Consider the following 12285-nt stretch of genomic DNA (forward strand, 5'->3'; position numbering starts at 1 on the left):
GGAGAAATTATGAAAAAATCACTTAAATCAGCAAAATATATGTCCATAGCCTTTGTAATATTATTTACAGTTGCTTTTCTGTCATCCATATTTATAAATGCTTACGTCAAATCATCTACTGAGGAATTAATTATTGCATTAGATGAAGCATTAAGTATTAAACCGGACTGTATTATAGTTCTCGGTGCGGGTGTCAGAAGCGACGGCTCTCCAAGTCCGATGCTGCAGGATAGATTAATAACCGGAATTGAGTTGTATGAAAAAGGTGTTTCGGACAGGCTGCTTATGAGCGGCGATCATACCAAAAAGGGATACGATGAAGTAAATATTATGAAGGGATATGCCATAGATAAAGGAATACCATCTGAGCATATATTCATGGACCATGCAGGCATATCCACCTATGACAGCATTTATCGTGCAAAGGAAATATTTCAGGCAGATAAAATAGTAATCGTAACACAGAAATATCATCTTTACAGAGCGCTCCATATTGCCGAAAGGCTTGGAGTAGAAGCATACGGAATTTCGGCAGATGTCAGGACTTATGCAGGTCAGGATTTAAGGGAATTAAGAGAAAAAGCGGCGAGAGTAAAAGATTTTATAAAGGCGACAGTAAAACCAAGTTCGAAAATTGGTGGAGAGACAATACCAGTGAACGGTAACGGAGATGTAACAAATGATTAAATTGAAAACATTTTCATTTTGTGTTATAATCCAAAATAACATAGTTCATTAACTGCAAAAACATATTATATACCTGTTGTTAAAAAGGGAGGGATAGAATTGTTTAATAAACTAAAAGAAAATTGGGAAAAGTTTGTTAGAGGTCATGAGGTATCTAAAGACATAAGACCTGAAATTTTATCGTCCTGGTATAGATGCGAAAAAATGAAAGTAGATTTCGAATTTGGAAAAGGAACTAAGGTAACAGATAAGGTTTTGGCTGAAAGCTTAAATAAAAGGAAGGACCTTATAGAAGTAGCCAGACCCATTATGGAGAATGTATTTGAAATAGTAAAGGATACAAGCTACAGCGTTGTCCTGACTGATGAAAAGGGTATAATAATTGATTTGATTATTAACCAAGTCTTAGAAGAAAATCACAAGAAATTAAATTTTGTGCTGGGCTCACTATGGGATGAAAAAAGCGTCGGGAATAATGCAATAGGCTCTTGTCTTGCAATGAATAAGCCTATACAGGTAATAGGAGCCGAGCATTATTGCGAATATCATCATAGATGGACCTGTTCCGCCGCACCCATACATAACAGTAAGGGTGAATTAATCGGATGCTTTGATTTATCGGGAAGAGCTGAAGATGTACAGGCACATACATACGGCATAGCAGTATCAAGTGCCAACAGCATAGAAAAACAATTTACTATACTTGAATCATACAAGCTTATGGATACTACCTTTGATTCAATTCTTGATGGTTTAATGATTATGAACAGTGAAATGAAAATTTATAAATTTAACCATCAAATACCGGAAATATTTAAATTGGGTGAAACTGAAATATACAATATAAACATTATGGAGGTATTTAAAGATTTCAATATTGTCAGTAACATATTCAATAATAAACAAAAAATTAAATACTCAGATATAACACTTGTAATAAACGATAAAAAAATTGAATGTTCTTTGACCATATCTCCAATTATTTTGGGTGATGATGTTATCGGTGCAGTTTTTTTAGTCAGAGAAGCTAAACAAATAAGAAAAGAAATAAGCAAATTAGCCGGTTTTAAGGCAAACTATACATTTGACAGCATTGTTACGGTTAGCAGCAAAATGGAAGAATTAATAAAAACAGCAAAGAAGATTTCTAAAACAAACTGTTCCGTTTTGATTGAAGGTGAAAGCGGAGTGGGAAAGGAATTGTATGCTCAATCAATACATAATGAAAGCTTCAGAAGGAACGGGCCTTTCATAGCAATAAATTGCTCTGCAATTCCAAAGGAGTTATTTGAAAGCGAGCTTTTTGGTTATGAAAGCGGGTCCTTTACAGGTGCAATGAAGGGTGGCAGACCCGGAAAATTTGAGCTGGCAAGAGGCGGCACTATATTTTTGGATGAAATCGGAGAAATACCATTAGATATACAGCCTAAGCTTTTAAGAGTATTAGATGATAATAAAATTGTAAGAATTGGCGGTACATTTGAAAGAGATTTAGATGTGAGAGTAATAGCAGCGACTAATAGAAACTTACTCGATGAAATAAGAGACGGCTCTTTCAGGCAGGATTTATACTATAGATTAAATGTTATTAATTTAAGAATTCCTCCGATAAGGGATAGAAAAGAAGATATATTAGAACTTGCAAAATACTTTTTAAATGAACTTAATAAAGAAAATGAAGAAATCAATAAAACATTCGGCCATTCTTTTGAAGATAAGCTGACGCGTCATGAATGGGTAGGAAATGTCAGAGAACTGAAAAATATTATTCAAAGAGCTTATTACATGTCAGAAGGAGAAGTTATTAATAATATTGTATTGTCAAAGCAAAGCGGGTATGTTAACAAGGAATTAACGTCTTTTAATCTAAAGGAAATTGAAAAAGACCGAATTATCCAAGCTTTATCTGTAAACAACAGAAATGCTGCAAAAGCAGCACAGGATTTAAATATAAGCAAGGCAACAATATATAGAAAAATAAAATTGTATTCAATAGATTTGGATAAAATAGAAAAATTAGCACAATAATTAGGCAGATGACCCAAATCTTCGATTTTGTGCAGACATTATAAGTGCAATAAAACTGTCTCAAATTAATTCTCAATTTGAGACAGTTTCTTTATCGTATTAGCTGTTTATTTTTGTCATGGTATCAATTTGAGAAAATAGTCTCATATTGATATTTTTTTATATACTAATTCCTAAAACAATTATCGAGATATTTTTTAAAGGAGTTAAAATTATGCTTAAATTTCAACTAAAGTTAAGTTATTTTGCACAATTATATTAATCTTATATCATTGGCATATATATTGCTATTCATAAATACAAACAAGCAGGGGGTGATAATACGAAAAGATACATAATAGAATTTGGCATGGGACTTTCATGGACAGGACGTGATGGTTTTATAGGGATCGCAGCAGCAAGTGTAAAAGTAGAAATAAAAAATGATGGGAGGTAATAATTTTGAACATTACAAACGAACAAATCAAAAATATGTATGAAACAATGCTGAAGATTCGTAAATTTGAATCAAGGGCAAAGGACTTATTTGCAGAAGGTAAAATTCCCGGATTCGTTCATCTATATATAGGTGAAGAAGCTGTCGCAACAGGTGCGTGCGCCAATTTGAACAATGATGACTACATAACAAGTACACACAGAGGTCATGGTCATATTATTGCTAAAGGCGGAAATTTAGACAATATGATGGCTGAGTTGTTTGGAAAAGAAACAGGCTATTGTAAAGGTAAAGGCGGATCAATGCACATTGCTGATGCAACAAAAGGTATACTCGGAGCTAACGGTATTGTCGGTGCAGGTCACAACATAGCTGTCGGTGCAGGACTGGCTGCACAATACAAAAAAACAGGTCAGGTATGTGTTTGCTTCTTTGGTGATGCTTCAACAAATCAAAGTACATTCCATGAGGCCTTGAATTTAGCAAGTGTCTGGAAACTGCCGGTAGTGTTTGTCTGTGAAAATAACGGATACGGTATTTCAGTAAGCCAGGAAAGACATCAAGCTATAACAGATGTATCTGTGAGAGCTACGGCATATAATATACCGGGTATAACTGTTGACGGTAATGATGTGTTTGCAGTTTATGAGGCTGTAGGTGAGGCTGTTGCAAGAGCAAGAAAAGGACAGGGACCCACACTGATTGAATGTAAGACATACAGACACAGGGGACATTTTGAAGGTGATATGACTGTTTACAGGACTAAAGAAGAGTTGGAAGCATGGTTGAAAAAGGATCCAATACCAAGAATCGAAAAATATATTTTAGAAAATAACATTATGACTGAGGAAGAAATAAAAGAAGAAAATGCCAAGGTTGAAAATATGGTAAAGGAAGCAGAAAAATTTGCGGATGAAAGCAATGTGCCGACGTTGGAATCAGCTCTTGAAGATGTATATACCGATATAGTTGAGGAGGGCAGAGTGAGATGAAAAAAATGACATATGCAGAAGGTATAAGAGAAGGTATGAGCCAAAGAATGAGAGAAAATTCTGATGTTCTTCTTTTTGGCGAAGATGTAGGAAAATTTGGCGGATGCTTTGGAGTATCAGCAGGAATGTGGGAAGAATTCGGCGATATGAGAGTAAGAGACACTCCGATTTCCGAAGGAGTTATAATAGGAGCAGCTGTTGGCTCGGCGGCATGCGGATTAAGACCCATAGCTGAATTGATGTTTGTTGACTTTCTGACAGTGGGAATGGATCAGTTAGTAAATCAGGCAGCTAAAATGAGATATATGTTCGGCGGAAAAATTGCCCTTCCGATGGTGGTGAGATTGCCTGCAGGAGGCGGTATCAGCGCTGCCGCACAGCACTCTCAATCTCTTGAGTCATGGGTAACACATGTGCCGGGGTTAAAGGTTGTATATCCGTCAAATGCTCAGGATGCATATGGATTGATGCTTACAGCTATAGATGATGATAATCCTGTTGTTTTTCTGGAAAACAAAGTATTATACTCTGTTAAAAGTGAAGTTGAGGATAAGGTTGAACCTATTCCGTTTGGCAAAGCTTCTGTTACAAAAGAAGGTACAGATGTAACTATCATAACCTATGGACGACAGGTACTTGATTCATTGAAAGCCGCAGAAGCATTGGCTAAGGATGGAATAAATGCAGAGATTGTAGATTTAAGGAGCCTTTTCCCTCTTGATAAAGAAACAATTTTCAAATCGCTGGAAAAGACTCACAAGGTGGTACTGGTAAACGAAGAGGCTAAAAGAGGTGCATTTACCGGAGAAATCGCATCGATAATAGCTGAAGAATATTTCTATGAATTAGATGCCCCTATTAAACGGGTGGGAGCATTAAACACACCTGTTCCTTTCGCACTGAACTTAGAAAATTATGTATTGCCAAATAATCAGGATATTGTAGCTGCGGTTAAATCATTATTTTAAATAATAGAAATTTCGTAGCTTTAATAATATTGATATTATTAAAGCTACTTGTTTCTTTTTTATATAATAGGAGGTTGGCACATGATTTCCATAGGAATAATAGCAAATCCTGCTTCCGGAAAAGATATCAGAAGACTGGTGTCCCATGCCACGGTTATAGATAATAATGAAAAAATAAATATTGTGGAGAGAATTATTTTAGGAGCTCAGGCACTGGGTGTTGGCAGGGTATACATGATGCCGGACTCCTTCAACATGGGATACAGAGTTGAAGAAAAATTAAACACCTGCGACGAATTAAGGTGTGAAATAAACGTAATAGACATGTACAGATACGATGGTATAGAAGATACACTTGCGGCTGCAGAGCAGATGGAAAAACTAAATGTGGGCTGCATAGTTGTGCTTGGAGGTGACGGTACAAACAGAGCGGTAGCAAAGGTTGTTAAAAACACACCGCTGATTTCTATTTCCACAGGCACAAACAATGCGTATCCCGTCATGATGGAGGGTACAATTGCGGGAATGGCCGCTGCTGCGACTGCCAACGGCAGTTTCGACGAAAGCTTTTACATTGAACGTGATAAGCGGATAGAAATATATAAGAATGGTGTTCTTGAGGACATAGCTCTTATTGATGCGGTCATATCTAAAGAAACCTTTGTCGGTTCAAAGGCAATATGGGATATGGACAGCATCGATAAAATTTTTGTTTCAAGATGTCATCCTGCATCAATAGGATTTTCCGCAATTGTAGGGAGTAGAAAAATTATTTTACCAAAAGATGATTATGGCGCATGTGTAGATATAAATAATAATAACTCTAAAGTATTTGCAGCCGTAGCAGCAGGAGTTGTTGCACCTGTGTCTGTTTCAGAACCGATAATTTTAAATTTGGACGATGAATATAAATATACTACGAGCTTCAGAGGAACTATAGCTCTTGATGGAGAAAGAGAAATACAATTTTCTGAAAAGCAAGAATTTGTTTTTAAGGTAACACGTCACGGTCCAAGGCGCATAAATGTTAAAAGAGCTTTGGAAACAGCACAGAACAACGGTTTTTTTAAGACAAAAAACGATAGTTTGATATAATTTGTAACTTTTAATAAGGAGGACAATATGGCAAATATCTTAGTAATGCCTAAATTAGGTCTCACTATGAGTGAAGGCGTTATCTCAAATTGGAGGAAGCAAGAAGGAGATATAATAAAGAAAGGTGAAATTCTTTTCGACATTGAAACAGATAAATTAACAAATGAATATGAAGCGATAAATGAAGGCGTATTAAGAAAAATTTTAGTAAGCAGCGGAACAGTTCCTGTTTTAGCTCCGGTTGCAATTATAGGAGATGAGGATGAAGATATAACAGAATTATTAAATCAGACAGGTGCTGAAGAAGTTGAAAAAACAGAGTTAAAAAAAGATAATAACGCTAAGCCGTCAACTGCGGCTGCAGTCACCGGAGGAAGAGTTAAAGCTTCCCCAAGAGCTAAGAAAATAGCTACAGAATTAGGTGTGGACATAAATTTAATTAAAGGTACGGGACCGGATGGCTCTATAACTGAAAATGACATTAAAAATTATTCAGAGCAAGAAAAAGAAAATAAGAAAAAGGCATCACCTACAGCATTATTGGTAGCATATAACCTTGGAGTCGATATATCTAAAATTGATAAAGATGCTCGTATAATGAAGGATGATGTTATTAAATTTAAACTGAGTGAAGAACTTCAAAGGTTTGCGGATCCTCAGGAATTCAGAAAGCCGATGAGTGCAATGAGAAGGATTATCGCAAAAAGGATGCTTGAAAGCATGCAGATATCACCAACCGTTACCTTTAATATAAAGGTTGATATAACGGCAATGAAACAATTCAGGGAAGAAATAAAAGAAACAGCTAAAATATCATATAATGACATATTGGTAAAGGTTTTATCCAGAATTTTATTAGAATTTCCGCTATTAAACAGTTCGGTTGAAGAAAACGATATAATAATCAGAAATTACGTAAATATCGGGGTTGCCGTAGCACTTCCCGAAGGTCTTTTAGTACCTGTAGTTAAGTACGCCAACGTTAAAGGATTAAAAGAAATTTCCGAAGAAATAAAAACAATGGCTGAAAAAGCCAGGAATAACGAATTATCACCGGACGAGCTTACCGGCGGAACATTTACAATAAGCAATTTGGGTATGTATGGAATTGAATCATTCGCACCTATTGTAAATCAGCCGGAAGTAGCTATACTCGGAGTAAATTCAATAAAGGAAGAAGCGGTAGTCGTTAATGGAGAATTAAAAATCAAGCCTATGATGAATTTAAGCCTAACAGCAGATCATAGGGTGGTGGACGGAGCAGTAGCGGCAGAATTTTTAGCAAAATTAAAAGATTATGTCGAGAAGCCAGGACTTCTTTTGTTATAGGGAGGTGCTGCGATGAAAATAGTAATTTTAGGAGGAGGTCCCGGTGGTTATGTTGCGGCTATACGTGCTGCACAATTGGGGGCTGAGGTAACTGTTGTTGAGAAGGATAAGGTAGGCGGAACTTGTTTAAACAGAGGCTGTATTCCGACAAAGGTTCTGCTGCATACCTCTGTTGAAATGGAAAATGTCAATAAAGAGTTTAAAGAAATAGGAATTGACATAAAAGGAGCCGAAATAAATTGGGAGCAGCTGCAAAGAAGAAAAGAAACAATTGTAAACAGATTAGTAGGAGGGGTAGAAACGTTATTAAGAAGCAATAAGGTAACAAAAATAGCAGGCGAAGGAAGCTTTGTTAACAGCCGCCAGATAAAAATAAAAAGCGATGACGGTGAAATTATTTTAGATTTTGACTACGCTATCATAGCAACCGGTTCAGCCCCTGTTATAATTCCGTTACCCGGGATAAATTTACCGGGGGTTATAACCAGTGATGAGGTTCTGTCTTTAAAAGAAATCCCCAAAAGTATGGTAATAATAGGGGGAGGAGTAATAGGGACAGAAATAGCCAGCATTTATTCTTCATTAGGCTGCAAGGTTTCCATAGTTGAAATGCTCCCCGACATAGTTTCAAATATGGATCAGGACATAGTAAAGCCGCTAAAGGATAAGCTGTTAAAAAATGGAGTTGAAATTTACAATAACACAAAGCTTGAATCAATTAATAATTCAAGCAATGGATTACAGCTAAATGTTTCTTCGTCTTCAGGAAAAATAACAATACAGGCAGAAAAGGTTCTTTTGTCTATAGGCAGAAGACCGGTTACTGAAAACCTATCCTTAGAAAAAGCAGGAGTAACAACTGAAAAAGGAAGAGTAAAAGTTAATAAAAATATGAAAACTAATGCAGATAACATTTATGCTGTGGGAGACTGTACAGGAGGGGCAATGCTGGCTCATATATCATCAGCGCAAGGTATCGTAGCCGCAGAGCACATAATGAATAGAAAACCTCAAATTGATTTTAAAACAATACCATATTGTGTTTACACAAAGCCTGAGCTTGCAGGAGTAGGACTAACAGAAAAACAAGCAAAAGAAAGAGGTTATGCTATAAAGGTTGGTATTGCTCCAATGTATATAAATGGGAAATCAATAATAGAAGGTGATACTGACGGTATAGCAAAGTACATTGCGGATGCTGACACCGGAGAAATATTAGGTCTCCATATATCGGGACCGAGAGCAACCGATTTAATAGTTGAGGGAGCACTTGCCATCAGACTGGAAGCTACAATCGATGAAATTACTTCTACGATACATGCCCATCCCACAGTAGGAGAAATTCTCCATGAAGCGGCTCATTCAACTTATGGAAATGCCATTCATATTCCTAAGAAATAACTTATTGTGACAGTTACAAAACACTGTCACTTTTTTTATTGTTGTAAGAATAATAATACTATAGTAAAATATAACAAATGATTAAGAAACTTAGATTTTCAGTATTGAACAAGAAAGGGAAGTACAAAAGATGCATAAAGAAAACACTTTGTTTTACAATAAACCTGATGACAGCGGCAGGCTGCAGAAGGAAATTTATACATATGATTTATTAAATAAATTGAATATACGATTCGCAGGAATTGATCATCCTGAAGCAAAGACAATACAAGATTTGGGTAATACGGAATCTTTATTGGGAGTCAGTATAGCAAAGAATTTGTTTTTATGCAATTCCTCCAAGAAGGACTTCTATCTTTTGGTTATGCCGGGAGACAAAAAATTTCTGACTAAAGATTTGTCTAAGCAGATAGGAAGCTCAAGATTATCTTTTGCGGACGGTACATACATGGAGGTATTTTTAAATATTGCGCCGGGCTCTCTCAGTGTAATGGGTCTTATGTTTGATGAGAAACATAAAGTTAAATTGGTTATCGATAAAGATGTTTTAGAAAGCGAATATTTTGGATGTCACCCATGCGTAAATACTACAAGCTTAAAAATTAAAACATCAGACATTATAAATGTTTTTTTACCGTATACAGGTCATGAACCTGTTATAGTAGAGCTATAATAAACACAGGGGGCTAATATGAAGCATTTAGGTACAAAGACAATTGAAACGGAAAGATTGATTTTAAGAAAATTTGAATTAACAGATATTGAAGATATGTATAACAATTTTGCTAATGATGATGATGTTACGAGATATATAACCTGGCCTGCACATAAGAGTATCGAGGAAACAAAGAAGGTTGTACAAGGATACGTTAATGATTCCGAAAGAGATAATTACTATCATTGGTGTATTGTGCTCAAGGAAACAAATGAAGTAATCGGAAGTATAGGTGCGCCCAGAATGTTTGATGATTTGAAATTATTTGAGGTTGGATACGTTATAGGAAAAAGATTCTGGAACAAAGGAATTATGACTGAAGCAATGAAACCATTATTGAAGTTTTTCTTTGAAGAGGTTGGAGTAAATAGAATAGAAGCAAGACATGACACTAAAAATCCCGGCTCCGGCAAGGTAATGGTAAAATCAGGAATGCAAATTGAGGGTATTTTACGGCAAGCTGGTAAAAATAATACAGGGATTTGCGATTCGGCAATTTATTCAATATTAAAAGAAGATTACGAAAGAATGAACAAGAAAATTTTTAAAGCATGAAAAAAGGAGTACTATGGATAAGAAAAAAATAGAAATTGAAAAATACAATAAGCCTGTTGATGAGGAAATCAAGAAGAAGCTTACGAAAGAGCAATACAACGTAACACAACACAGTTATACGGAGCCGCCCTTTGACAATGAATACTGGAGTAATAAAGAGAAGGGAATTTATGTAGATATAGTTACAGGCATGCCTCTTTTCGTATCTGCGGACAAATACGATTCCGGCTGCGGATGGCCGAGTTTTACTAAGCCTATAGACAAAGATTTAATTGTATACAAAAGAGACAAATCCTTTGGCATGGAAAGAACAGAAGTAAGAAGCAGGAACAGCGATTCCCACTTAGGTCACGTTTTTAATGACGGCCCTGCTGAGGAAGGTGGATTAAGATACTGCATAAACAGTGCTTCCTTGAAATTCATACCGCTGTCGGAGATGGAGAAGGAAGGCTACGGAGAATTTGTTGAATTGATAAATTAAAGGAGCAACCTATGAATAAATACGATGAAAGAAACATCATGTTTTCAAGAATGAATTATGAAGAGGGAAGCGAAATATATAACGATTATTACGGCAGAAACCCTCACATGAAGGAAATAGATGATTCATTAAGATTACTGCCTCAAATGGGACAAGAAGGTTCTGTTATGCATGACATGATTAATTCACCGATAGTTGATTCAGCATTTAAATATTTGGGGGATATCAGGAAATTAAGTGAAGGAAAGCCTGCAGAAGACAAGGTAGAAGTTAATCCTGTATCTATGACTGAAAAATTAAAAGGTCTCGCTACGTTTTACAATGCTGCATTAGTGGGTATAACAGAGATGAAGGATTACCACTATTATTCCCACAGAGGCAGACATACGGAAAATTACGGTGAAGAAGTGACAAATAAACACAAATACGGAATAGTTTTTGCATATGCTATGGACAATGAAATGATAATGAGGGCACCAAAGTTATCAGAGGCAATAGGAGTGGTAAAGGGATATGTGGAGGCAGCCACTATAGGTATGGTTCTTTCATACTATATAAGAGAACTTGGATACGATGCAATGAATCATATGGACGGGAATTACCTGGTTGTTGCTCCTTTGGTAGCTATGGATGCAGGCATAGGTGAGTTTGGAAGAAACGGACTTATTGTAACTAAGGAATACGGACCATGCATCAGATTAGGTGTGGTAACTACGGATATTCCTTTGATACCTGACGAAAAACAGTGTTTTGGTGTGAAAGAATTTTGTACAGACTGCGGAAGATGTGCGAGGACATGCCCCGGTAAAGCAATTTCTAAAACAGATAGAGAGGAAAAGGACGGAGTTTTAAGGTGGAAAATAAATGCTGAGGAATGCTACAGGCGGTGGAGATGCTTAGGTACGGATTGTGCCATATGCATAGCTAACTGTCCGTTCACGTATGGTATATCGGAAGAATTAATATCTGAAATCAAAACATCAGGTGAGGTTCGGAGAAAGATATTAAAAGAATTCGACGAAAAGTATGGCGTGCGTCCTATAATCAGAGAAGATGCACCGTGGTTAAGATAAAGAAGTCAAAATTAATTAAATTAACTGACTGAAGAGGAAAATGGCATGTTATTTATTGCAGGTATATATCAAAAAAGAGAAGAATTAGATTATTATGAACCAATAATGTGCAGCTGCTGTACCCAATACGGCAGATATGAAAGTTACATGGAATACAGTGTTTTTAGTTTTTTCTTCATACCGCTATTTAAGTTTAACAAAAAGTTTTATGCAAGAACAACCTGCTGCAACAGCTTGTACCTGATAAAAAACAAAGAGAAAGGGCTGATGATGGAAAGAGGACAAGGACATAACGTCTTTCTGAAGGATAGTGACCTTGAACTGATGCATAAAGGAATTTGCAATTGTGATATGTGTCCAAATTGCGGCAGCCAAGTAAGCAAGGAACACAATTATTGCCCGAATTGCGGGAAAAGTCTATGAGTGAGGAAGATATGAAAAGAGATAAAAAACCGTGGTATAAAATTTGCCCGCCTTGAGTAATGATGTATATTCTGCTGTTTGCAGGATTTGGCATAGCATATT

Annotated in this window: 11 protein-coding genes and 1 pseudogene; all 12 read left to right on the forward strand. The window is 36.2% G+C overall.

All coding sequences use genetic code 11. The annotated features are described in order from the left end of the window. Positions 1–9: 9 nt before the first annotated feature. A complete protein-coding gene (locus tag HZF24_RS14470) occupies positions 10–687 on the forward strand; it encodes a SanA/YdcF family protein (protein ID WP_246346155.1) in 678 nt (225 codons plus the stop codon). Positions 688–786: 99 nt separating this feature from the next. Beyond that, a complete protein-coding gene (locus HZF24_RS14475; RefSeq protein ID WP_179239056.1) occupies positions 787–2715 on the forward strand; it encodes a sigma-54-dependent Fis family transcriptional regulator in 1929 nt (642 codons plus the stop codon). A 471-nt stretch (positions 2716–3186) separates the two neighbouring features. Continuing rightward, positions 3187–4143 carry a thiamine pyrophosphate-dependent dehydrogenase E1 component subunit alpha gene (locus tag HZF24_RS14480; protein WP_179239099.1) on the forward strand — a complete coding sequence of 319 codons (957 nt, stop codon included), beginning with the start codon at positions 3187–3189 and terminating at the stop codon, positions 4141–4143. Further along, the gene (locus HZF24_RS14485) at positions 4140–5111 is read left to right on the forward strand and encodes an alpha-ketoacid dehydrogenase subunit beta (protein WP_179239057.1); all 972 of its coding nucleotides are present in this window, start codon (positions 4140–4142) and stop codon (positions 5109–5111) included. The genes HZF24_RS14480 and HZF24_RS14485 overlap by 4 nt, the downstream gene beginning before the upstream one ends. Before the next feature lie 81 nt (positions 5112–5192). Then, positions 5193–6206, forward strand: a complete 1014-nt coding sequence (locus tag HZF24_RS14490; protein WP_179239058.1) for an ATP-NAD kinase family protein — start codon at positions 5193–5195, stop codon at positions 6204–6206. Between the two features lie 27 nt (positions 6207–6233). Then, complete coding sequence (locus HZF24_RS14495) at positions 6234–7535, forward strand: dihydrolipoamide acetyltransferase family protein (RefSeq protein WP_179239059.1); 1302 nt, start codon at positions 6234–6236, stop codon at positions 7533–7535. Positions 7536–7547: 12 nt separating this feature from the next. After that, positions 7548–8936: a dihydrolipoyl dehydrogenase gene (gene lpdA, locus HZF24_RS14500; RefSeq protein WP_179239060.1), complete on the forward strand. Its 1389-nt coding sequence runs from the start codon at positions 7548–7550 to the stop codon at positions 8934–8936. A 130-nt stretch (positions 8937–9066) separates the two neighbouring features. Further along, positions 9067–9609, forward strand: a complete 543-nt coding sequence (locus HZF24_RS14505; protein WP_179239061.1) for a prolyl-tRNA synthetase associated domain-containing protein — start codon at positions 9067–9069, stop codon at positions 9607–9609. Positions 9610–9627: 18 nt separating this feature from the next. After that, the gene (locus HZF24_RS14510) at positions 9628–10206 is read left to right on the forward strand and encodes a GNAT family N-acetyltransferase (RefSeq protein WP_179239062.1); all 579 of its coding nucleotides are present in this window, start codon (positions 9628–9630) and stop codon (positions 10204–10206) included. A 16-nt stretch (positions 10207–10222) separates the two neighbouring features. Next, positions 10223–10687: pseudogene (msrB, locus tag HZF24_RS14515) on the forward strand (peptide-methionine (R)-S-oxide reductase MsrB); the annotation flags it as partial. An 11-nt stretch (positions 10688–10698) separates the two neighbouring features. Beyond that, a complete protein-coding gene (locus HZF24_RS14520; RefSeq protein WP_179239064.1) occupies positions 10699–11760 on the forward strand; it encodes a 4Fe-4S dicluster domain-containing protein in 1062 nt (353 codons plus the stop codon). Between the two features lie 45 nt (positions 11761–11805). Beyond that, positions 11806–12183, forward strand: a complete 378-nt coding sequence (locus HZF24_RS14525) for a zinc ribbon domain-containing protein (RefSeq protein WP_179239065.1) — start codon at positions 11806–11808, stop codon at positions 12181–12183. The last annotated feature ends 102 nt before the right edge of the window (positions 12184–12285 follow it).

Origin of the sequence: Sedimentibacter hydroxybenzoicus DSM 7310 (assembly GCF_013403245.1) — a bacterium.
GTDB lineage: Bacteria > Bacillota > Clostridia > Tissierellales > Sedimentibacteraceae > Sedimentibacter > Sedimentibacter hydroxybenzoicus.